Source organism: Acuticoccus kalidii, from assembly GCF_021556395.1.
Classification (GTDB): Bacteria; Pseudomonadota; Alphaproteobacteria; order Rhizobiales; family Amorphaceae; genus Acuticoccus; species Acuticoccus kalidii.
Genome location: NZ_JAKGCS010000008.1, coordinates 217,244 through 238,397, shown reverse-complemented (window position 1 = coordinate 238,397; position 21,154 = coordinate 217,244). Strand labels below are relative to the sequence as shown.

The 21,154-nt window shown below is 64.4% G+C and carries 21 protein-coding genes, 1 tRNA gene and 1 pseudogene; 8 read left to right on the top strand and 15 right to left on the bottom strand.

What is annotated here, in order from left to right; all coding sequences use genetic code 11:
* Positions 1–26: 26 nt before the first annotated feature.
* Positions 27–1,138 (bottom strand): IS3 family transposase gene (locus L1787_RS05530; protein ID WP_235706437.1). Its coding sequence is split into 2 segments (ribosomal slippage): positions 27–883 and positions 883–1,138, totalling 1,113 coding nucleotides; the frame shifts between segments, so codons are not numbered across the junction.
* Between L1787_RS05530 and L1787_RS05525 the strand changes: the two genes are divergently transcribed.
* The 5 genes from L1787_RS05525 to L1787_RS05505 all read left to right on the top strand — a co-directional run bounded on the left by L1787_RS05525 (position 1,104) and on the right by L1787_RS05505 (position 5,487).
* Complete coding sequence (locus tag L1787_RS05525; RefSeq protein ID WP_255720263.1) at positions 1,104–2,711, top strand: recombinase family protein; 1,608 nt, start codon at positions 1,104–1,106, stop codon at positions 2,709–2,711. The genes L1787_RS05530 and L1787_RS05525 overlap by 35 nt on opposite strands.
* Positions 2,692–3,114, top strand: coding sequence for a hypothetical protein (locus L1787_RS05520; RefSeq protein ID WP_235707550.1), 423 nt, complete (start codon positions 2,692–2,694; stop codon positions 3,112–3,114). Before L1787_RS05525 ends, L1787_RS05520 begins: the two co-directional genes overlap by 20 nt.
* Positions 3,111–4,433 carry a relaxase/mobilization nuclease domain-containing protein gene (locus tag L1787_RS05515; protein ID WP_235707544.1) on the top strand — a complete coding sequence of 441 codons (1,323 nt, stop codon included), beginning with the start codon at positions 3,111–3,113 and terminating at the stop codon, positions 4,431–4,433. The genes L1787_RS05520 and L1787_RS05515 overlap by 4 nt, the downstream gene beginning before the upstream one ends.
* Positions 4,434–4,474: 41 nt before the next feature.
* On the top strand, positions 4,475–4,888 hold the full coding sequence (locus tag L1787_RS05510) for a hypothetical protein (protein WP_235707531.1): 414 nt from the start codon (positions 4,475–4,477) through the stop codon (positions 4,886–4,888).
* Between the two features lie 419 nt (positions 4,889–5,307).
* Positions 5,308–5,487 carry a hypothetical protein gene (locus L1787_RS05505; RefSeq protein WP_235707530.1) on the top strand — a complete coding sequence of 60 codons (180 nt, stop codon included), beginning with the start codon at positions 5,308–5,310 and terminating at the stop codon, positions 5,485–5,487.
* Between the two features lie 45 nt (positions 5,488–5,532).
* On the opposite strand, the gene L1787_RS05500 is transcribed toward L1787_RS05505, so the two are convergent.
* From L1787_RS05500 to L1787_RS05490, 3 genes are all read right to left on the bottom strand, one after another.
* Entirely contained in the window at positions 5,533–5,991 is a 459-nt protein-coding gene (locus L1787_RS05500; RefSeq protein WP_235707529.1) for a hypothetical protein, read from the bottom strand.
* Positions 5,992–6,039: 48 nt separating this feature from the next.
* On the bottom strand, positions 6,040–6,936 hold the full coding sequence (locus tag L1787_RS05495) for an ArdC family protein (protein WP_235707528.1): 897 nt from the start codon (positions 6,934–6,936) through the stop codon (positions 6,040–6,042).
* Positions 6,937–7,290: 354 nt separating this feature from the next.
* Complete coding sequence (locus L1787_RS05490) at positions 7,291–7,899, bottom strand: hypothetical protein (RefSeq protein WP_235707527.1); 609 nt, start codon at positions 7,897–7,899, stop codon at positions 7,291–7,293.
* Between the two features lie 191 nt (positions 7,900–8,090).
* Between L1787_RS05490 and L1787_RS05485 the strand changes: the two genes are divergently transcribed.
* Together L1787_RS05485 and L1787_RS25955 are read left to right on the top strand one after the other, a co-directional pair.
* Positions 8,091–9,179: a hypothetical protein gene (locus L1787_RS05485; RefSeq protein WP_235707526.1), complete on the top strand. Its 1,089-nt coding sequence runs from the start codon at positions 8,091–8,093 to the stop codon at positions 9,177–9,179.
* A pseudogene (locus L1787_RS25955) lies at positions 9,086–9,502 on the top strand (recombinase zinc beta ribbon domain-containing protein); the annotation flags it as partial. The gene L1787_RS05485 and the pseudogene L1787_RS25955, both read left to right, overlap by 94 nt.
* A gap of 27 nt (positions 9,503–9,529) precedes the next feature.
* On the opposite strand, the gene L1787_RS05480 reads toward L1787_RS25955, so the two are convergent.
* From L1787_RS05480 to L1787_RS05430, 11 genes are all read right to left on the bottom strand, one after another.
* Positions 9,530–9,787, bottom strand: a complete 258-nt coding sequence (locus tag L1787_RS05480; protein WP_235707525.1) for a hypothetical protein — start codon at positions 9,785–9,787, stop codon at positions 9,530–9,532.
* A 208-nt stretch (positions 9,788–9,995) separates the two neighbouring features.
* Positions 9,996–10,072 (bottom strand) — tRNA-Arg (locus tag L1787_RS05475).
* A gap of 109 nt (positions 10,073–10,181) precedes the next feature.
* Positions 10,182–11,414, bottom strand: coding sequence for a kynureninase (gene kynU / locus L1787_RS05470; RefSeq protein WP_369415060.1), 1,233 nt, complete (start codon positions 11,412–11,414; stop codon positions 10,182–10,184).
* A 2-nt stretch (positions 11,415–11,416) separates the two neighbouring features.
* The gene (locus tag L1787_RS05465) at positions 11,417–11,860 is read right to left on the bottom strand and encodes a TfoX/Sxy family protein (protein WP_235707524.1); all 444 of its coding nucleotides are present in this window, start codon (positions 11,858–11,860) and stop codon (positions 11,417–11,419) included.
* Positions 11,857–12,714, bottom strand: a complete 858-nt coding sequence (locus L1787_RS05460; RefSeq protein WP_235707523.1) for an isocitrate lyase/PEP mutase family protein — start codon at positions 12,712–12,714, stop codon at positions 11,857–11,859. Before L1787_RS05460 ends, L1787_RS05465 begins: the two co-directional genes overlap by 4 nt.
* Positions 12,715–12,892: 178 nt before the next feature.
* Positions 12,893–13,474, bottom strand: a complete 582-nt coding sequence (locus tag L1787_RS05455; protein WP_369415059.1) for an alpha/beta hydrolase — start codon at positions 13,472–13,474, stop codon at positions 12,893–12,895.
* Between the two features lie 236 nt (positions 13,475–13,710).
* On the bottom strand, positions 13,711–15,279 hold the full coding sequence (locus tag L1787_RS05450) for an indolepyruvate oxidoreductase subunit beta family protein (RefSeq protein WP_235707522.1): 1,569 nt from the start codon (positions 15,277–15,279) through the stop codon (positions 13,711–13,713).
* A 9-nt stretch (positions 15,280–15,288) separates the two neighbouring features.
* Entirely contained in the window at positions 15,289–17,436 is a 2,148-nt protein-coding gene (locus L1787_RS05445; protein WP_235707521.1) for a thiamine pyrophosphate-dependent enzyme, read from the bottom strand.
* A gap of 137 nt (positions 17,437–17,573) precedes the next feature.
* Positions 17,574–18,065: a MarR family winged helix-turn-helix transcriptional regulator gene (locus tag L1787_RS05440; protein ID WP_235707520.1), complete on the bottom strand. Its 492-nt coding sequence runs from the start codon at positions 18,063–18,065 to the stop codon at positions 17,574–17,576.
* Positions 18,062–19,633 (bottom strand): phytoene desaturase family protein, encoded by a 1,572-nt coding sequence (locus tag L1787_RS05435; protein WP_235707519.1) that lies wholly within the window; start codon positions 19,631–19,633, stop codon positions 18,062–18,064. The genes L1787_RS05440 and L1787_RS05435 overlap by 4 nt, the downstream gene beginning before the upstream one ends.
* Positions 19,634–19,707: 74 nt before the next feature.
* A complete protein-coding gene (locus L1787_RS05430) occupies positions 19,708–20,487 on the bottom strand; it encodes a cyclase family protein (RefSeq protein ID WP_235707518.1) in 780 nt (259 codons plus the stop codon).
* A 211-nt stretch (positions 20,488–20,698) separates the two neighbouring features.
* On the opposite strand from L1787_RS05430, the gene L1787_RS05425 reads away from it, so the two are divergent.
* On the top strand, positions 20,699–21,037 hold the full coding sequence (locus L1787_RS05425; protein WP_235707517.1) for an NINE protein: 339 nt from the start codon (positions 20,699–20,701) through the stop codon (positions 21,035–21,037).
* Positions 21,038–21,154 lie beyond the last annotated feature (117 nt).

The window sequence follows — 21,154 nt, the reverse complement described above, 5'->3', positions numbered from 1 at the left end:
TGACGTTGCCCCCGAAGTGTCCCCGCTCATAGCTGGACTCTGTTCGTGTTGTGGTCCTGTCGGGACCGGGTTGCAAACTCGTTCGGGGTGAGGCCGCCGAGGCTGGTGTGCGGGCGGTCGTGATTGTAGTCGGCCCGCCATTCCTCGATGAGGCGGCGAGCAGCCGGCAGGCTGCGGAAGAGGTGCTCGTTCAGGCACTCGTCTCGGAACCGGCCATTCAGGCTCTCGACGAACCCGTTCTGCATCGGCTTGCCGGGGGCAATGTAATGCCACTCGACGCGGCGATCCTCCTGCCATTCGAGGATGGCGCGGGAGGTCAGTTCCGTGCCGTTGTCGCTAACGACCATCAGCGGTTTGCCACGCTGGGCGATGAGGCTGTCGAGCTCTCGCGCCACCCGGGCGCCCGACAAGGACGTGTCGACGACCAGCGCCAGACACTCGCGGGTGAAGTCATCGACCACGACCAGCACACGGAAGCGACGCCCGTCGCTGAGTTGGTCGGAGACGAAGTCGAGGCTCCAGCGCTGGTTCGGTCCCTGCGGCAGCGTCATCGGCGAGCGTGTTCCGATCGCACGTTTGCGGCCGCCCCGGCGCCGCACGGTCAGCCGTTCCTCCCGATACACGCGGAACAGCTTCTTGTGGTTCACCTCGATGCCTTCGCGTCGCAACAGGATGTGCAGCCGCCGATAGCCGAACCGGCGCCGCTCGTTCGCTAGCGCCTTCAGCCGTTCGCGCATGGCCGCGTCGTCCGACCGCTGCGACTGGTAGAGGTAGGTCCTGGGATGCATCCCGATCAGCGCACAGGCGCGCCGCTGGGAATATCCCTTCGTCTCAATAGCCCAGCTCACGAAGCCTCTCCGCGCGCCGGGCGTCAGAAGTTTTGTCCCAGAGCGTCTTTCAGCGTCGCGACATCGAGCATCTGTTCGGCGAGAAGCTTCTTGAGGCGAGCGTTCTCATCCTCCAGCGCCTTCAGTCGCCTAGCGTCCGAGACCTCCATGCCGCCGTAACGCTTGCGCCAGGTGTAGAAGGTCGCATCGCTGATCCCGTGCTTGCGGCACAGCTCTGTCACGCCGATCCCCGCCGAATGCTCCTTCAGCACCGCGATGATCTGCTCCTCACTGAAGCGACTCTTCTTCATCTCCGTCTCCTTCCGACGGAGTCCAGTTCAGACCGAGGACACTTCAGGGGGCAACGTCAACGAGGTTGCGCAGGTCTTCCGCGACGATACGTCGGGAAGCCTGACCTCGCGGCCCGGCATGCAGGCGATGCTCGACTATCTGAGCGGGCAGCCCGGCGGATCGCACGCCGTCATAATCGACGATATCAGCCGCCTTGCGCGCGGGCTGATGGCGCATTTCGAGCTGCGGATGAAAATCATGGAGGCTGGCGGCGTCCTCGTCAGCCCATCCGTCGAATTCAAAGAGGACTCGGACTCCCAGCTCGTCGAGAACCTGCTGGCATCGGTGTCACAGCACCAGCGCCAGAAGAATGGCGAGCAGACCGTCAACCGTATGCGCGCGCGGGTCCAGAACGGCTATTGGGTGTTTCAGGCCCCGGTCGGCTACCGCTACGAACGGTCGAGCGGGAATGGGAAGCTGCTCGTCCGGGACGAGCCGAACGCTTCGGCTTTGCAAGAGGCGCTGGAAGGCTATGCCTCGGGCCGCTTCGCCGCACCAGTGGAAGTGAAGCGCTTTCTGGAGCGCCAGCCGACGTTCCCGAAGGACCTGCCGAACGGCGAGATCCGGAATCAACGGATCTTCGAAATGCTGACGCGTCCTGTTTACGCCGGGTATGTTCAGGCACCGAATTGGGGGATCGGCCTGCGCAAGGGGAAACACGAAGGGCTCATCAGCTTCGAGACCTTCGAAAAGATCCAGGCGTGGCTGAAAAGCACGGCCAAAGCTCCGGCGCGCAAGGATATCAATGCCGATTCTCCGCTGCGGGGCTTCATCCTCTGCGCCGACTGCGACAAGCCGCTCTCGGCCTGCTGGTCAAAGAGCCATACTGGCAAAAGACATCCGTACTATCTGTGCCCGACGAAGGGCTGCGCGAGCTACCGCAAGTCGGTGAAGCGCGAGGAGATCGAGGGCGCATTCGAGGGCGTCCTGCAGGGGCTTCAGCCATCCGAGACGCTGTTCGGGCTTGTCCGCGCCATGTTCAAGGACCCCTGGGACATGCGCATCGCCCAGGCGAACCAGGCGGGGAAGATGCTAAAGGCGAATATCGCCGGGCTCGAAAAACAGATCGAGACCCTGCTCGACCGCATTGTCGAATCGGGCAACGCGTCGGTAATCGCCGCCTATGAGAAGCGGATTTCCAGGCTGGAGCGTGAGAAGGCGGTCGCCGAGGAACGGCTCGCCGCGAACGGCAAGCCGAGGCTTACCCTGGAAGAGTCGTTCGAACTCGCCCTGCGGTTTCTCTCAAGTCCTTGGGATATTTGGAAAACTACCGATCTGATCGGCAAGAGAACGGTGCTTCGGCTCGCCTTTTTGGAGCCTGTCGCCTACTGCCGGAAACAGGGACTTCGAACCCCGAATTTGGCATTTCCATTCAAGGCCTTAGGCGGATTTTCCATCAACAATTGCGAGATGGCGCACCTCGACGGAGAAAGTTCGAACTCTCTTTTCGAGGTGCTGGATGAATGGGAGCGCCATCTCGCACAGCTAGGCCCTGAGGGCTTGCGGTGCGGCCATGACCAGCCTTCTGCATGATTTCAATAGGTTAGCCTCCAAAACCGAGGGCAAGGGCAAGTACCCTGCGCCGTTCTCTCTGCGGCTGACGCATGAGGAGCGGGCGCGGCTGCTGGCCGATGCGGGCCGCAAGCCGGTTGGGGCCTATATCCGGGACCGGCTGTTCGGGGATGAGGCTTCGCCGCGCAAGCGGCGCGGCGCGAGCCCGGTGAAGGATCATGAGTCCCTCGGGCGGGTCCTGGGCGCTTTGGGGCAGTCGCGGCTTTCCGCGAACCTCAATCAGCTTGCCAGGGCGGTGCATACCGGCTCGCTTCCCGTCACGCCGGAAACGGAAGCCGATCTCAAGCAGGCCTGTCGCGACGTGGCCGCGATGCGGGCGGACCTGCTGCGGGCGCTCGGCAAGATGCCGGGGGACGGGCCGTGATCCTGAAGGGCAAGGAGCGCGGCGATGCCGCGCAACTCGCCCGCTACCTGCTGGCGCAACGCGACAACGATCATGTCGAGCTGCACGAGGTACGCGGCTTTGCCTGCGACGACCTGCCGGGGGCTTTCAGCGAGGCGGACGCCATCGCCACGGGGACGCGCTGCCAGAAGTACCTGTTTTCGATGAGCCTGAACCCACCCCAGGGCGAGACTGTCGGCGTCGACGCGTTCGAGCAGGCGATTGAGGAGATCGAGCGCAAGCTCGGCCTGGAGAACCAGCCGCGCGCCGTCGTCTTTCATGAGAAGGACGGGCGGCGGCATGCCCATGTCGTCTGGTCGCGGATCGACGCAGGCCGCATGCGCGCGATCAACCTGCCCCACTACAAGATCAAGCTGCGCGACCTGTCGCGCCAGCTTTACCTGGAGCACGGGTGGGATATGCCGCGCGGGCTCCAGGACCGAAGCCTGCGCGATCCGCTCAGTTTCACGCGCGAAGAATGGGAACAGGCCAAGCGCGCCGGGCTCGATCCGCGCGAAATCAAGGCGGTCATCCGGCAATGCTGGGCGGCATCGGACAGCAAGGCCAGTTTTGAGCAGGCGCTGAAGGAGCGTGGTTTCTGGCTCGCCAAAGGCGACCGGCGGGGCTTCGTCGCCGTCGATTACCGGGGCGAGGTTTATTCGCTGTCACGCGCGGCGGCGGCGAAGACAAAGGACCTGGAGGCGCGCCTCGGCGATCCGGCGGCGCTGCAATCGGTCCAGGAGGTGAAGGCCGGGATCGCGCGCGGCATGACCCGGAAGATCGAGGCTTACATCCAGGAGGTGGAGCGCGACGCCAAACGGCGGCTTGCAACCATCGCATTCCGTAAGAGCGAAATCGTCGCCCGCCACCAGGAAGAGCGGCAGAAGCTCAGCGCCGCGCACGAACGGCGCTGGCAGGCCGAAACCAAAGAGCGGGCGCAGCGCCTGCCGCGCGGGTTCTCCGGCATCTGGCACCGCCTGACCGGGCGCTACGGCAAGGTTAAGGCGCAGAACGAGCGCGAAACCCTGCAAGCCTGGCAGCGCGACCGGGCGGAAAAAGACGCGCTCGTGTTCCACCAGATCGAAGAACGGCAGGCTTTGCAGCGCGACGTGAGGGCGCAACGGGCGATGGCGCAGGAAGACCTGCTGCGGTTGCGGGGGGATATTGAGCGCTACCGGACGCTGGGGCGTGAAGATCGCGACCATGAGCGGGGCCGAAAGCGTGAACAGGAAGAAGAAGCGGAAATCCGCAGGCGGGGCCGCGAAGACCGTCACCGCCGCAGGCGCAGTTTCGATCCGTAACACCAACTGGCGAGAAACCGCCGCTAACTCAGGAAAAAACTATGACAACCGAGGTCAACGACCTTCTCGTGATGCTACAGGCCACAGTAGACGACGAAAAGATATTCGATATGAGCGGAGTCACTGACCCGGATGCCTTCAAGAAGGAGCTTCGCGAGGCCTGGGAACATGTTTTCGCCAATGCCCTATGTGCCTGGAATGCCGCCTACGCGCCGGAGTACGAAGAAACACCAGAGCTGATCGGCCCAGAGATGTGCCGGAAATTTAAGAGGCTCTCAAGCTGTTGGCTGGAGAGTTTCACGGCGGCGATCACCCAGATCGCCAAACGCACCGATCTTCCGCGCGAGAATGACCGGGACGTCCTGTTCCTGATGTTGGGCGTGTTGATGGCGAGTTGGGCGACCTATCTCGGCCTGCGGCACGGCAAGATCACGGAGGCCGCGTACAGCCAGTAACGAAAATTGGAGGGGCTGCGGCCTCATGCAAAACAACCTCAATCAGGGGGATCGTCGGCTCAGGGCAGAAAATTGCGCGGCTGGCTGCCTTTTAGGCCATCCACATCGAGCCAAGGACCCGTCGTACGCCCCAGCGCGTTCTCAAAATCCGTATCGATGACCATCATCCGCGCCGCGTCTGCGTCGCAGCGGGGCGGGTAGCGGCAAAATCCAGCGCCTCTTCGATCAGTTCTCAATCCATGCCGCCGTGCTTTGAAGAGACACCGCTGCAAACCGCCGCCGCGTTTCCTGCGCGCCCTCCTTTCATAGCTTCAATCCAACCCTCGAACCATCAGCGCCTTTGCTAGGCCGATGATGTGTGTGCCGGGCCGAAAGGCCCTGGATGGTTCGGGGCCTCCTTGAAGCCAAAGGAGGACACGATGAAACTCGTCTCACGCTTCGAAGCAGCATCTCTCAGCACCGGCGCATTGCACGGTCTGCTCGGAGAGGCCTTGCTGGCTTTCGCCGCCGCCCCCCGCAGCTCGCAAGAGCGGCGCGAGGTGCTGGCGTCGATCCGCAATATCGAGAACGAGCTGGCGGTTCGCCCGCCCGGTCTCTAGCCCGTCGCGGCTGGCCATCAGGCTAGCCGCGAATTTTCTGCCAGACTAGAAGAGGGCAAGCTGGGGAGTGCGTTCGGCTTCCAGTTTTGTGAGGAAAACGGCCAGCCGGGCGTCAGCGCCACGGCTTTCCGCGCTTCCCCGGCAGTGTTGCAACAGGCGGGCTAATCCCCATTTGCGGGCCGCCAAGGCGTTCGTAAACGCGGTGCAGCCCCAGACAGTTGCCGGGGTGCCAAAGCCGGATTGGGGCGTGATCAGGCTGAGTGAGACATGCCAGTAGCCCTTGCCTGTCCCGTACAGTCGAATGGCTGCGGAGTAGCCCTTATGCTCAATCTTGATATCTTCGGCGGCAGAGTAGATAACGCCTTGCGGGTTGCACTTTAAGCCCCAAAGCTGCGCGGCCTCTTCTATTGCCTTTGGCTCCCTGTGATATGTGGGGCCGAATTTCTGCTTGATTGCGGCAATCTCGGCGCTGAAGTTGACGGTCTCGGATAGCAACTCTTTCATTTTATATTCCTTTCTCTGCAATGAATTATTTTGCGAAGGAATCGCCGCTTACGCGGCGACTCGCTGTTTTTCTTCGGACTGAAAGCCGTGGAGATAGTCGGCGGCGCGCTGGGCGTGAGCGGCGGCGTTGAATACCGCCCGCTTGTCCTCTTTCAGGACCTTGAGCCAGCTCTGGATGTAGGCCGCGTGGTCGGCTCCGGGTTCAGGCGTCAAGGCAAGGTCGGCACACAGGAAGGCTGCGCCAAGCTCGGCCACCAGCTCTTCGCGGGCGTAGCCTTCATCCCCCCAGCTCTTGCGGCCAAAGTCGCGATCCAGCCGCTTCGGGTGCTTCGTCCAATGGGTCAGCTCGTGCGCGAGAGTCGCATAGTAGGCTTCGGGGCTGCGGAAACACTCGAACACGGGCATCTGAACATGATCGGAGCCGCCGCTGTAATAGGCCCGGCTGCCGCCGTGCCGGATGTTCGCGCCGGTCGCCGCAAAGAACGACTCGGCATGGTCGATGCGCGCTGCCGGGTCGATAACCGGCTCGGGCTTCGCGTTGTAGTGCGCGGGAAGTCCTTCAATCTGCTCGACATTAAAGACTGTGTAGGCCTTCATGAACGGAATGGTCCGCTCCTCCGCCGTTCCGTCTTCCTGCTCCTCGGTGCGGGTGATGGTATTCGCATAGACGACGGGGTTGCCCAGCTCGCCTTTGCGCACGAATGCGCCGAGCTCCTTGGCCTGCCGGAATATCATCCAGTAGGGCGAAAGATAGCCGCTCTCCAGTGCCGCGCCCCAGAGCATCAGAACGTTGATGCCGCTATAGGCCATGCCGTTATGGCGCAGTGGCTTGACGATCCGCCCTTCTGTGTTCCCGGCGCTCCATGGCTTGAGCCATGTGAGTTCACCCCGCTCCATATCCGCAATGATTTTGTCGGTAACTTTCTGATAAATATCTGCTTTCATTGGTTTTCCTCCTAGTTTTAAAACCGGTTGCGCATGCAACCGGGACTAGGCCCGCGCCAATGAGCGGGGGGAGGCCGTCAAGACCGAAAGCGCCGGGTCTTGGTGCGGGCGCAGGCGCAGCCGAGCCACGGCCCGGTGCTTTCGCCCACAGGGCTCGGTCTTGACGGAGGACGGGGCCGCAGGCCCCCGACTAAAAAAGGATACAGCCCGCCAGGGCTGACATTATCTTTTGCGCAAGGGATGGAAGCCCGATGGCCGAGACCGTTCGCGGGCTCGGTTCACGAGAGCCCGGTCCGCAGGATGCGCCCGCTATGTTTTTCACTATGACTGAGCCGAAACGGGAAGTAATTTAGACTAATACTTTTCGAATCCTGGGTTATAGTCCCGGCTTCCAAATTCTCCCAAGATTGATCTGGCTTCGCTCAGAGCCCTCAATGCGGCTGGCGTCGCAACCTCATTCAATGTCAATTTCGCACATTCTATCCCTGAAATAACTCTCAGAAGAGAGGCGAATGAATCTGCGACAAGGTCAAGAGAATTTTCGTCCACCCAAAAATCACCGAACTCTCGCCGTCGCATTTCTCCATGCCACTGAGGGTTGCGCATGAACGCAATGCTGCCCCCCAGTTTGACAGCAACACCGTGACAAATATTATTTCTGACGATGAACGCAGAATACGCTCCGTCGCACCATAACTTTAAAAGTTCCCGCTCGTTGCCGGATTTTTGTGCTGCCACACCCTCTATTCTACCTATCAGTTCTGTGATTTGCTTGGCGTCGGTGTTAGGCCTCTGGCCCCTCGGCTCAATATTTTCCAGTGTCCATATGGATCTCTCGGCGTAATACTCAATGCTGCCGGACATTGTTATTATCGAAGCAATTTTCTTGCAGCAAAACTCCGATAGATTCCAACTGGCTTCTAGCAGGTCGAGGCGACCGTACGCTTTAACTTTCGCGCCCATGTCTCGCTTGTCCCGAGTGCGTTTGTTGCGGCATCGAGCCACTGGTGAAAAGGATTCTATCCACAAGGCGTGGATCATGCTTGCTTTTCGGAACCCTTGCTTATGGTCTATACACAGCAATATCAGGTTGCGATCAGCATTCTGGCTAGCTTCGCGCGGCTGCGGCGTTTTGCGTTCTGTGGGTATTATCGATGACGTATGATGCGTTTCCGACCGATATCAAAGGCTGCATGAAAGACTGTATTCTTTCCATATTCTGGCCGAAGAAAGATATCATAAAGTTTTTCAATGACCATGGCTGCACGTCCAAGCAACTTGAAAAGGTCAAAAACTACGAAGCAGACAATATTAACCGCGCGGGTATCGTGGACGCCGTGTTTGCGACGCTCTCTTCTCGGGCGGACAACGGCTTAGGCCAATTCCGCGCCATGTTACAGGCGCTTATGAACTGGTCGCATTTTGATCCATACTATTTTGAGAAACTGCAGAAGCTGGATCGAAAAGAAGCCCAGAAGAATCTAGATCACCTGCGCCAGCTTGCCGAGATCAGGGACGCGAGAATCAAAAAAGAGCGACGGGATCGTGAGGAAAGGCGCAAGGCGGGACAATCGACGAAGGAAACTCTCTCATCGCTCCGTGAACGGTTTTTGGAGATGTTCGCCGAACGTTCCAGGGCTCAGGAGAGAGGGTACAAGCTCGAAGCCTTACTGAGCGACATGGCGAAGCTCGAAGAAATCGAGGTGACGGCACCTTTCAAATGTCTGGGGGAGCAAATTGATGGCGCGATCAAATATGATGGCGAGCACTACATCGTAGAAGCCAAATGGCACGACCGCTTTGCCAGCACGGAGCCGCTATACGCATTTGCCCATAAGATTGATGGAAAGATGTATGGGAGAGGCATTTTCATTTCTGTGAACGGGTTTAGCAAGGATCCGGTTGATGCGCTTGTCCGGGCTCTAAGGCCGGGGGGCAGTACTGCATGTCCAAGGCTCCGGCCCAAAGAGTGCTGCGGTCGTCTTGCGGCGATTTTGAAACGGTGCGCGCAGGACGGCTTCCCTTCTGGTTTGTCGACCCCTGGGGAAGCTCCAGCGGGCACGGCAAGATCCTGGTGCGGGACGAGCCGAACGCCTCGATCTTGCAGGAAGCCCTTGAGGGCTACGCCTCGGGCCGCTTTGCGGCCCAGGTGGAGGTCAAACGCTTTCTGGAGCGGCAACCGTCCTTCCCGAAGGACCTGCCCAACGGCGAAATCCGCAACCAGCGCATTTTCGAGCTGCTGACGCGCCCGATCTATGCCGGGTATGTCGAAGCGCGCAACTGGGGCGTCGGGCTGCGCAAGGGCCATCACGAAGCGCTGATCAGCTTCGAGACCTTCGAGAAAATCCAGGCGCGCCTAAAGAGCACCGCCAAGGCTCCGGCCCGCAAGGATATCAACGCGGACTTTCCGCTGCGCGGTTTCGTTCTCTGCAACGACTGCGGCAAGCCGCTGTCGGCCTGCTGGTCGCAGGGCAAGTCGCGGAAGTACCCTTATTATCTCTGCCCGACGAAGGGATGCGCGAGCTACCGCAAGTCGATCCGGCGCGAGGAGATCGAAGGGGCCTTCGAGGACGTCCTCCAGCGTCTGGAACCGTCAGAATCCATGTTCGCTCTTGTGCGGGCCATGTTCAGGGACGCGTGGGACATGAGGCTTGCCCAGGCTACCCATGCGGCGGGCGCGATGAAAGCGACCGTGCAGAATGTCGAAAAGCAGATCGACCAGCTGCTCGACCGCATTGTCGAGGCCAGCAACGACTCGGTCGTGGCCGCCTATGAGAAACGGATTGCGAAGCTGGAGCGCGAGAAGCTGCTGGCGGAGGAAACTCTCGCCAAGACAGGCAAGCCTCGGCACACCTTCGAGGAGTCGTTCGAACTCGCGATGCGGTTTCTCTCAAGCCCTTGGAGTATATGGAGAAACAGCGATCTGACTATGAAGAAAACGGTCCTGAGACTGGCATTTTCGGCACCCTTGCCGTACTGCCGGAATCTGGGACTTCGAACACCAGATTTAGCCTTCCCGTTCAAGGCTTTAGATGGGATTCACAGTGGAAACTGCGAGATGGCGCGCCGGGGAGGATTCGAACCCCCGACCCCCAGATTCGTAGTCTGGTGCTCTATCCAGCTGAGCTACCGGCGCCTGCCTCGGTTCGGCCTTGCGGAGAACCGCCGCGCGTCGTGCGCGGGAGCCATCATCTAGCGGGATGGATCTCGAATGGCAACACCAACGGGCGACGAAATCGGGAAAATCACGTGACGGCCGCGCGCCTGTGGAATTCTTCCTGGTCCCAGACGCCGGACTCCAGGATTTCCGCCAGGATCTCCATCGCATCGAACACGTCGACGAAGCGCGTGTAGAGCGGAGTCAGGCCGAAACGCAGGATGTCCGGGGCGCGCATGTCGCCGATCACGCCGCGGGCGATCAGCGCCTGCATCACCGGATAGGCGTCCGCGCAGCGCAGCGACACCTGGCTTCCGCGCTCGGCCTGGTCGCGCGGGCTCGCGAGGGCGAGCGAGGGGCAGCGCGCATCGGCCCGTGCGATCATCATGTCGCCGAGCGCCACCGATTTCTGACGGACCAGATTCATGTCGACGTCGCCATAGACGTCGAGCGCGGCATCGAGGGCCGACAAAGAGAGGACGGGCGGGGTCCCCGTCAAAAAACGGTCGATGCCGCTCGCGGCGCGAAAACCGGGCTCGAATGCGAACGGCGCCGCGTGACCGAACCAGCCCGATAGCGGCTGCACCGCATTTTGATGGCGCGGCGCGACCCAGACGAACGCCGGCGCACCCGGACCCCCATTCAGATATTTATAGCCGCAGCCGATCGCGAAATCGGCACCCGCCCCCTCGAGATCGACCGGAAACGCCCCCGCCGAATGAGCAAGGTCCCAGATCACGAGCGCGCCGAGCTGATGGGCGCGTGCCGTCACCGCGCTCATATCGTGGCGGCGGCCGGTGCGATAATCGACCTCCGTCACCATCAGCACCGCGACGCTCTCGTCGAGATCGGCCATCACATCGTCCGACAGGCGCAGCGTCGCGCCGAAGAGCGGGGCGACGCCCTCGGCGATATAAAGATCGGTCGGGAAATTGCCGCGCTCCGACAGGATCACCTGGCGCCCCGCCGACTTGTCGAGCGCGGCCGACAAGACCTTGAAGAGGTTCACCGAGGTCGAATCGGTCACGATGAGATCGGCGGCCGACACCCCGATGAGAGGCGCGATCTTGGCCGCAACGGTGTGTGGAAGGTTGATCCAGTCGGCCGTGTTCCACGACCGGATCAGCCCCTCCCCCCACTCGCCTTCGACGGCCTCGACCAGCCGCCTTTTGGCTGCGCGGGTGAGCGGGCCGAGCGAATTGCCGTCGAGATAGATGACACCCTGCGGCAGGATGAAGGCGTCGCGAAAGGGCGCGAGGGGGTCGCGTTCGTCGAGCGCCGCAGCGTCCTCACGCGTTTCGACGGACTTGGGAGACAACACGCTCAGCTCTCCTTTCGCGGCTTGGCCGGTCGGGAGGGAGCTTGGCCCTGTCCGCCCGTCCGCGTCGACCGCATTTTTACGGTCCCCCCCGCCGTCCGTTTCGGCTTCGTTGAAGCCACTCCCGGTTTCGAGGCCCGCTTGCGGCGCGCGGCGGCGAGCGCGCCGTCGATATAGGCGGCGAGCATCGCCGTGTCCTCGAAGGCCGCCTCGGGCAAGCGCCAATAGCTCGTCTCGACCCGCCGGGCTCGCGTCTCGTAGACAAAGGGCGCGGATTGCGCCGCGACGAAGGCCTCGCGGTTGATCGGGTCGGTCTTGAAATAGAGCTCGCCGTCGGCGACGAGGGCGAACATCTCGCCGTCTTGGAAGACGCCGATCCCGCCGAACATGCGCCGCGTCGCGAACGCGAGATGCGGGCCGAGAAGGTCGGCGAGATCGTCTTCGTTCATGATCGGGGGCGCGGTGCGAAGGCTGCGTTCATCGAGGCGGACGACACCATGTCGGGCAGCGCGACGCGCCCCGCTTTGAGCGCGGTGGCGGCGTCGAGAAAGGCGCCGATCGCCACCTTCATGAGGTTCGAGCCGAGCGAGATCCGTGTCACGCCGAGCGCTTCGAGCTTGGCGAGGTCATCGCTCACGCCGCCGAGCCCGGCGATCACGTTGACCGGCACATCGACCGCGTCGACGATCGCCGCGACCTCCTCCTCCCGCGTGAGGCCGGGCGCGTAGACCACGTGGGCTCCCGCCGCCGCATAGGCCTTCAGCCGCTCGACGGCGATCGAGAGCTTGTCGGGAAGGTCGGTGAAGAACACTTCGGTCCGCCCGGTGAGGACGAAGTCGCTGCCGGAGCGGTCGATCGTATCGCGGGCGGCCTCGATGCGCCGTGCGGCCATATGGACGTCGTAAAGCGGTTCGGGACGGTCGTGCGCGAGGTCCTCGACCGAGCAGCCGGCGACCCCCGCGTCGATCGCCGCGAGGATCGTGTCGGCGACCTCAGCCGGCGTCTCGCCATAGCCGGATTCGAAATCTCCGTTGACGGGAAGCCCGGTCGCGGTCGCGATCTCGACCGCATGGGCGATCGCGCGTTTGCGCGTCACGTGCCCGTCCGGCCGCGCGTCCGACCAGGCGAGCCCGGCCGAGGAGGTCGCGATCGCTTCAAATCCAAGATTGGCGAGGAGCTTCGCCGTTCCCGCGTCCCAGGGATTGGGCATCACGAGAAAGCGCGAATGCAGCGCGCGAAACCGCGTCGCGGAGTCTGGCATCGAGACCTTCGGCTCGAGCGGATAGGGGTGAGGTCCAGGCACGGGAAAGCTCCATTCGCAAGCGGCCGGCAACCTTAGACCGAGCCTTCATCCGGTGCACTAGTCGGTCGTCGCCGGGCCCCGACGATCCCGACCGGAGCCACGCGAGCGACGGCGGCGAACGGACCGGGCCAACCATTTGGAGCGCGGCGCGCCATGGCCAAATGGGACGGGGATGGCGTTAGCCGACCAGCGCGTCGGTAAGCCCCGAGGCCGGATCCGTCAGATCGGCGATTACGTCGAAATGGTGCCGATCGGGGGCCTCGACATGGCGGACCGAGCGGGCGAGCCCCTCCCAGATCAGCGGCAGAAGGCGCGACTGGCGGCGCAGTTGCGGGCGCTCCGCATCGCCCACCCAGGCGACGAGATCGATCTCGGCGGGATCGGCGAGCGCCGGGCTCTCCCGCCGCGCCTCGGCACGGTCGAGGCCGAGCGTCTCGTTCATGCGTGTCGCGAGAAGGGGGCGAAGATCGTGCAAGCCGGAGATCGTGACGATCCGGTCGATGCGGCCCGCGGTGTCCGGCGAAAGCGGCGCGTCGCGGCACCCCATGCGCGCCGCGAGATGTCCGCCGGCCGAGTGGCCGGACACGGCGATCGGCCCGTCAATGGTCGCCGCGGCATGGTCGATCGCAGCCCCCACCGAGGCGACGATCGCGCCGATCCGCACCTCGGGACACAGCGGATAGCTCGGCAACATGACCGCCCAACCGCGCGCCAAGGGGCCGGCGGCAAGGTGCGACCAGAATGACTTGTCGAACGCCATCCAGTAGCCGCCATGAATGAAGACGGCGAGCCCTTCGCAGCGCCCTCCGGGCGGAAGAGATCGTAGCGCTCGCGCGGGGCGATGCCGTAGGCGACGTCGATCGCACCGCGATACGCCGCACGGAATGCGGCCGCCGCATCGGCCCAATGGCGGGTGAAAGCCTCCGCGCCCGGAATATAGGCGCTGTTCTCATAGGCGCGGTCGATCGCCCGTGGCGGCGCGTCGTCCGCCATGTCTCAGCCCGCGGGGACCGACGGCGCGTCGAGCGTCGCGACCGTCTTCAACGCGCCGTCGAGCTGGGTGCCCGCCTCGTCGACGAGCGCCGCCTCGCGCAGACGGCGCAGCCAGTCCGCACCGTCCGGCCGCCCTTCGAGGAGCGGCAGCGCGGAGAGGACGCGGTCGAACTTGGAGAGGCCGCGCGCGTGCGTGTCGCTGTAGCCTTTGACGAGACGGCGACAGCGCAAGACCTCAACCGCGAGGTCGTAATTCGTCGGGGCGAGACGGTGAGCGGTCGCGAGCCAATCCTCGAGATGCGCCACCTCGATCCGATGGCGCAGGAGACGGCGCCGGACCGGACGCATCGCGGAGACGAGATAGAGCGGCAGGAACCCGCGCAGCCGGTCCGTGCGGATCCGCCGGCCGCGATTGACGGCGGCGTCGACGAGATCGAACGCCCAGCGCCGCTTCTCGATCGCCGCGCCGAGGCGCGCCGGCAGCATTCCGCACACCTCCTCGCCGCGCGGATGCATATATTCGGTAACGTTGAGGAGCTCCGCCTCGCCGGCGCCGACCTCGCGTTTCACCCGCGCCATGCGCGAGGCGCGGACCTTGAGATCGGCGACGCGGATCACGTCGTCATAGGCCATCGCGTTGGCGATCGCCTTGGCGGCCGCCTCGGTGAGGCTCGCGCCCTCGCGGCCCGCGGTGATCTCGTGCGCCGCGAACGCCTCCACCCGATCGAGATAGTCCGCACCATAGGCGACGTCTTGGAAGTCGACGACCTTCTGAAGGCCACGCCGCGCCATCGCCGCCGCCCCCTCCGGCAGCGCGTCGGCGCGGGCGAGAAGCGCCGCATAGGCCGAGCGGAGCGCCTCCGGGCCGGAAACGGCCTCGTCCGCGGCGGCGGTGGGGGCGGTCTCGGCGGGCGCGGACTCCGCAGTCCGCACGGCGTCGTGGCCTGCGGCGAAGGCGGCGAGGCTCGCCGCCACCCCCTTGCCGGAGCGGCGAATGGTGTCCTCGAAGGCCCCGCGCGGGAAGGGCAGCGCCTCGGAGCCGGCGAGCGCGCCGAACAGGCTCGACGAGATCACCGAGCCGTTCTTGATCGCGAGCGTGTCGAGATCGGCGGCGAGGAAGCGCAGCGAGGCCTGCTCCGCCGCCTCGAGAACCGGCTCGCGATCCAGAATGCCGAGACCGGGCGCGGCCTTCTCGGAGACGGCATAGGTGCGGTGGCTGGAGGCGATCAGCGTGGTGCGGCCGGGTGTCACGAAGCCGCGCTGGATCGCGCGGCCCGCCTCCATCAGTTCGGCGGCCAGCACGATATCGACGTCGCCGGGCGACGGCATCAGGGACAGGATCGGCGCCCTCTCCCCCTCCGGCACCATCTCGACATAATAGACCGTCGCCCCGGTGCGCTGGGCGACACCCGGCACCGACGTCGACTGCGCATAATAGCCGTTCGCCTCGGCCAGATCGATCAGCCAGGCGGTGACGACGCCGCCCCCCTGCCCGCCGACCGCGAGGATCGCAATCTTGATCACCCCGCCCGTCTGATCGCCCCGCTTCGCGGGCTCAACATGAACGTTCATGCCCCCTCCTCAGCGCGCGAACACCAGGCGCCGCGCGTCGCGCCGGCGTTGAAGCCAGGCGATGACGCCGCCGCGCCACCGCGCGAAGCGCGTCTCCAACCGGCGCGGATTGTGGACGATATCGGCCTGATAGAAAGACGGGCACAGCACCGCCGCCTCCGCGACCTCGCCGCAATTGCCGCAACCGACGCAGGAGGAATCGATCGCCGCGACCGGATCGTCACGCAACGGATCGTCGAGCCGTTTTACCGAGAGGGAGGGACAGCCCGAAAGGCGGATGCAGGCATGGTCGCCGGTGCACACGTCCTCGTCGACGCCGAAACGGGGCTTCACGAGCCGCTTGCCGTCCTTGATCGCCTTGGCGGCGAGCGGCTTCTCGCGCCGCTGCCGGTTCAACATGCATTCCGACGAGGCCACGATGACCTTCGGCCCCGTCTCGTCGGTCGTCAGCGCTTCGGTGAGCGTGTCGCGCATCTTGCCGACATCGTAGGTTCGATCGATCTGACGCACCCAACCGACGCCCACCCCACGCACCGCCTCGGTGATCGGATGCTTGGTCGACCGGCTCTTATTGTCGGCACGGGAGGAGAGGATATCCTGGCCGCCGGTCGCCGCCGAATAGTAGTTGTCGACGACGAGGATCACCCCGTCCTGTTGGTTGAAGACGGCGTTGCCGACGCTCGACGAGAGACCGTTGTGCCAGAAGCCGCCATCGCCCATCACCGAGATCGGCCGCTTCTTCGCCTTCACATTGAAGGCGGAGGCGGACGCCGGGCCGAGGCCGTATCCCATCGTCGTCGCGCCGAGATTGAAGGGCGGCATCGAGGAGAAGAGATGGCAGCCGATATCGGCCGCGATATGATGCTCGCCGAGCTCCTTCTCGACGAGCTTCATCGCCGCGAAGATCGGCCGCTCGGGGCAGCCGGTACAAAAACCAGGCGGACGCATCGGCACCTTGCCGGCAAGGTCCGGCAACTCGATCCGCGCGTCCGGCGCATTGGGGGATCGCTCCTGCGGCGGCAACAGCTCCGGCGCATAGGTGCGCAGGAAATCGGTGAAGCCGTTCAGCATCACCGTGCCGGTATATTCGCCGGCCATCGGCAGGATGCCTTTGCCTTCGAGCTTCACCGTCCCGCCGGACTTGTAGAGCATGTCGCCGATCGCCTGCTCGATATGCTCGGGCTGGCCCTCCTCCACCACGAGGACCGCATCCTTGCCGGCGCAGAAGTCGACGATCTCGTCCTTGATGAGCGGATAGGTGACGTTGAGGCAATAGATCGGCACGTCCGACCGGCCATAGAGATCGGCGAGGCCGAGCCGCTGGAGCGCGCGGACCACCCCGTTGAACATCCCGCCTTGGCAGATGATGCCGACCTTGCCCTCGGCCGGCCCGAAGAACTCGTTGAGCTTGCGCGCCTTGACGAACTCCACCGCCTTCGGCCAGCGCGCCCTCACCTTCTCCTGCTCGTGCATGAAGGAGGCGGGCGGCAGGACGATGCGCGCGGTGTCGCGCTGCGGGTTCTCGACGGCCTCCGCCATCGTCATCCTGGGGCGCTGATTGTCCTTGGCGATGAAGCGACCATGCACGTGACAGGAGCGGATGCGCACCTCGAGCATCACCGGCGTGTTGGTCGCCTCGGACAGCGCGAAGCCGTCCTCCACCGACTTGACGATGGTTTCGAGATTGGGACGGGGATCGATGAGCCACACCTGGCTTTTCATCGCGAAGGAGTGGCTGCGCTCCTGCATGATCGAGGAGCCTTCGCCATAATCCTCGCCGACGATGATGAGCGCCCCGCCCTTCACCCCGCCGGACGCGAGATTGGCGAGCGCGTCGGATGCGACATTGGTGCCGACGGTCGACTTCCAGGCCACCGCGCCGCGGACCGGATAATGCACCGAGGCGGCGAGCGTCGCGCAGGCGGCCGCCTCGCTCGCGGAGGCTTCGAGGTGGACGCCGAGATCGGACATGATCTCCTCGGCATCGGCGAGAACGTCCATCAGATGGCTGATCGGCGCGCCCTGATAACCGCCGACATAGGAGACGCCGCATTGGAGCAACGCCTTGGTGATGGCAAGGATCCCCTCCCCGCGAAACTCCTCACCGGCGCCGATCTTGAGCTGCTCGACTTCCTTGGCAAAGGATCGCTCGGCCATGGCTCGCCCCCCTCGCGACATTTGATCTATTCAAATGCATATATCGGCTCGACGCGCAATGCATCGCCGCCCCGCCAAGAGCGAACGATACGCTTCGAACGCCCGGTTCGCCGCAACTTTTGCGACGAGGGCGCCGCTCAGAACGGGTTTCGCCGGATGTTGCGCAGGATCGTGTGGAGCGCGGCGAGGAACGCATCGCGTTCGGCCCGCCCGATTCCGGCGAGCATCGCCTCCTCGGCCTCGCGCATCGTCGGAAGAACGCTCTCGAAGGCGGCCTCGCCCGCCGCCGTCAGCGCCACCTCGCGCACCCGCGCGTCGCCGACCCGCGCCTTGCGGGAGACGAGGCCGGCGCTTTCGAGCGCGTCCAGCGTGCGGCTCATGGTCGACTGTTCCATCACCGCATAGACCGCGAGCTCGTTCACCGTGATGTCGGCATGGACAGAGAGGACTGCGAGCGCCCGCATCTGCGGCGTGGTGATCCCGCGCGCCTTGAGCGCTTCGGCCATGTCCGCGTTGTAGCGGGCGGAAATGCGGTTGATGAGGTACGGCGCGAACGCTTCGAGATCGAGCGCATCATGCGTCTCGACGGGATCGACGGGCTCGGCCGCCACAATGTCCGGGCCCTTCATGACAGCGCCTTTGCGAGGAGATAGCCGGACGTGCCCGAAAGGCCCGGTCCGGGATGGGTCGATGCGCCGATATGATAGACGCCGGGCGCGAACGTCTTGTGATTGACCTGACCCGTGAAGGGCCGGAACAGGAAGGACTGGTCGAGCCCGCACGCCCCGCCATAGGGCTCACCGCCGACGAGATTGATGTTCATCCGTTCAAGGTCGGCGGGCGACAGCACCTTGCGGACGATCACCGTGTCGCGAAAGTCCGGGACATGGGCGGCGATCATCGCCTCGACCCGGTCGGCATAGGCCTCCCGGACGGTTTCGCTCCAACGGCCGTCGGAAGGAATGTCGATCGTCCCCGCCGCATCGCCGAGGATCGTGGTCGGACAATCGGGAATCTGGAGCCACAGGACCGCCTTTCCCTCCGGCGCGCGGGAGGGATCGGCCGCGCTCGGCTGTCCGACACAGACGGTGGGGCGCTCCGGAAGCAGCCCGCGCTCGGCCTCGTTCGAAGCTTTCGAGACGGCGTTGAGCCCGTCGCTGAGATGGAGAAGCTGAACGTCCGCGAGCGCCGGATCCGGCCAATCGACGGGCCGCTCCAAGGCATAATGGATCTGCATGTCGCCGCGGCCATATTGGTAGCGCCTCACGGCGGCGCGAATGTCGGCGGGAACCTTCCATTCGCGCAGGAGGCGGCCATAAAGCTGCGTCGGCGTGACGGAGCAGATGACCGACCGGCCGGCGATCTCCTCTCCGTCCGAAAGCCGCACGCCGCGGGTGCGGTGAGCCCCGTCGGCGAGGACCGCGTCGACATCGGCATCGGTGCGCACGCTGCCGCCCCGCTCCTCGATGAGGGCGACGAGCGCCTCGGCGACGCGGGCCGCGCCCCCGGTCGCGATCGACGCGCCGATCGCCTCCAGCGCGAACGCCATCACCTCCCCCATCTTGCCCGAGAAGGGCTGTTCAGGCGTGAGCCCGGCATGGAGAGGCCACGGTGCATGGAGCGCGGCGACGAGATCGCTGCCGAACGCGGTCGACAGGCGGCGACGGTTCGTGACGAGCGCCTCGCCGAAAAATGCGGCGAGACCGCGCGGCCCCATCCTGAAGGCCGCCTTGCCGAGCTGCATCGCCATGTCGCGCGTCCACAAAGCGGAGTTGAACAGGCCGAAGATCAACGCAGCATTCGCCTCGATCCCCGCCATCTCGGCGGCATAATGCGCCCCGTCCCCCGGATGGAGCGCATCGAAGGCGGCGACGTTCGCCGCCCGGTCGTTCGACATCGCGAGCGCTCGGCCGTCCGACATCAGGACGCCGGTCGGATGGCCCGTCTTGGAGAAAGCGAGCCCATGGCGCGTGAGATCGGCCTCGAGGGCCGCGAAGGCCGGCGCGGCCTGGAAGAGCACGAACGTCGCGGCCATCGGGTCGTAGGTGAAACCCGGATGGAGCGTGCCGGACCGCATCGTCCCGCCGGCCACCGCCTCGCGCTCGAGGACCGTGACACGCGACTTCGCCGACAGCATCGCCGCGCAAACGAGTGCGTTGATGCCCGAGCCGACGATGATGTGGTCCCTGGTCGCCACGCTTTCCTCCTGCCCGACAGGAAGACCCGCGCCGCGGGCGAACGGGAGCGCGGCGCCCGCACGCCCCGCCAGTATCAGCCCCCGACGAGCGCCAGCGCGCGGATCGGGCTTCCCGTGCCGTGCACGATCTTGAGCGGCGCGGCGATCAGCACCGCCCCTTTCGGCGGAAGCTGATCGAGCCGGCAGAGGCTCGCAAGCCCGTAGCGCCCGCTTTTATGAAGAAGATTGTGAGCCGGGAACGGCGGATCCATGCCGCCGGCCTGACCGGCGTCGGTGCCAATACATTCGGTCCCCCAGCCGATCGCCCCGCGCTCCACCACGAGCTCGACGCAATCGACCGACGGGCCCGGCGAATGCGGCCCGGTGGCGTCGGCATTGAGGAAGGTGTCTTCCGAACCATTGCGCTTGTACCAGTCGGTGCGCATCACCACCCAGGAGCCGGGCTCGATCGCGCCATGCTCGGCCTCCCAGGCGCGGATCCCATCCGCGGTCAGGAGAAAGTCCGGGTCGGCGGCCGCCTCCTTCGAGCAGTCGATCACGCACACCGGCGCGACGATCTTCTCGACCGGCAAGGTGTCGGTGGTGTTGTTCGGCTGGTCCTTGCCGGTGATCCAATGGGCCGGCGCGTCGAAATGCGTGCCGGAATGCTCACCGAGCTTCAGCCAGTTCCAGGCCCAGAAAGGGCCGTTCTGGTCATATTCGGAGATCTTGTGAATCTCGATCTTCGGGGTGTCGACAGCAAGCTCCGGCGGGAGCTTCAAAAGCGGCGTATCCGGCCCCAGCGGCGCCGACAAATCCACCACCTTGACGCGTCCCGAAACGAGTCCCTCGGCCAACTCTTTGAGTGCTGACATCTGAAGCCCTCCAACAGCGCGCCGGAAGCGTAGGGGCAATTTCCATGCAAATGCAAATGCCTCTTGCGCCGACATCGAAGCGCCCCCGCGCGCACCGCCGGCGCGAAGGGCACGCCGCCCGAAGTCGACGCACCCGCTGGACACCCGCGGGGGCGCCGCCTACCTCGTTCACAGGATCCGGAACGCGCCGGACCAGGGTCAGGAGCCAAAGATGTCCGCCGATCATCCCGTCGGAACCAGCGTCCGCGACGCGGTCGAGCAGAAATTTTGCTATCGCTGCGGTGCCTCGATCCCGCTCGACGCCACCGCCTGCCCGACGTGCGGCGCCCCGCAGGCGCCGGTCTATCCGCGGAAGAACAAAGTCATCGCCGCTGTCCTCGCCTTCCTGTTCGGCTCCTTCGGCGCTCACCGCTTCTATCTCGGCCAGATCGGTTGGGGGCTACTCTATCTCGTCTTCTTCTGGACCGTGATCCCGGGGATCGTCGCGATCATCGAAGGCATCATCTACCTTGCCACCAGCGACGAAGCGTTCGCCCGCAAATATGGCTGATCGCCATTCCCCTTTGCGCGATGTCTCCAGGAGTTCGGTGGGGTCAAGCGTCCGCCCGGAGCCACGCGCAGCGCAGCGAGCATGGCGAGGACGGGCGCTTGACGCCGCCGAACTCCG

Coding starts and splice junctions, on each gene's coding strand:
- L1787_RS05445 (WP_235707521.1), bottom strand. CDS start 17,436: ATGGCCGAGCGATCCTTTGCCAAGGAAGTCGAGCAGCTCAAGATCGGC.
- L1787_RS05440 (WP_235707520.1), bottom strand. CDS start 18,065: ATGAAGGGCCCGGACATTGTGGCGGCCGAGCCCGTCGATCCCGTCGAG.
- L1787_RS05500 (WP_235707529.1), bottom strand. CDS start 5,991: ATGAAAGAGTTGCTATCCGAGACCGTCAACTTCAGCGCCGAGATTGCC.
- L1787_RS05455 (WP_369415059.1), bottom strand. CDS start 13,474: ATGGCGTTCGACAAGTCATTCTGGTCGCACCTTGCCGCCGGCCCCTTG.
- L1787_RS05495 (WP_235707528.1), bottom strand. CDS start 6,936: ATGAAAGCAGATATTTATCAGAAAGTTACCGACAAAATCATTGCGGAT.
- L1787_RS05450 (WP_235707522.1), bottom strand. CDS start 15,279: ATGAACGTTCATGTTGAGCCCGCGAAGCGGGGCGATCAGACGGGCGGG.
- L1787_RS05505 (WP_235707530.1), top strand. CDS start 5,308: ATGAAACTCGTCTCACGCTTCGAAGCAGCATCTCTCAGCACCGGCGCA.
- L1787_RS05485 (WP_235707526.1), top strand. CDS start 8,091: ATGACGTATGATGCGTTTCCGACCGATATCAAAGGCTGCATGAAAGAC.
- L1787_RS05525 (WP_255720263.1), top strand. CDS start 1,104: ATGATCTGCTCCTCACTGAAGCGACTCTTCTTCATCTCCGTCTCCTTC.
- L1787_RS05465 (WP_235707524.1), bottom strand. CDS start 11,860: ATGAACGAAGACGATCTCGCCGACCTTCTCGGCCCGCATCTCGCGTTC.
- L1787_RS05430 (WP_235707518.1), bottom strand. CDS start 20,487: ATGTCAGCACTCAAAGAGTTGGCCGAGGGACTCGTTTCGGGACGCGTC.
- L1787_RS05425 (WP_235707517.1), top strand. CDS start 20,699: ATGTCCGCCGATCATCCCGTCGGAACCAGCGTCCGCGACGCGGTCGAG.
- L1787_RS05490 (WP_235707527.1), bottom strand. CDS start 7,899: ATGGGCGCGAAAGTTAAAGCGTACGGTCGCCTCGACCTGCTAGAAGCC.
- L1787_RS05510 (WP_235707531.1), top strand. CDS start 4,475: ATGACAACCGAGGTCAACGACCTTCTCGTGATGCTACAGGCCACAGTA.
- L1787_RS05520 (WP_235707550.1), top strand. CDS start 2,692: ATGACCAGCCTTCTGCATGATTTCAATAGGTTAGCCTCCAAAACCGAG.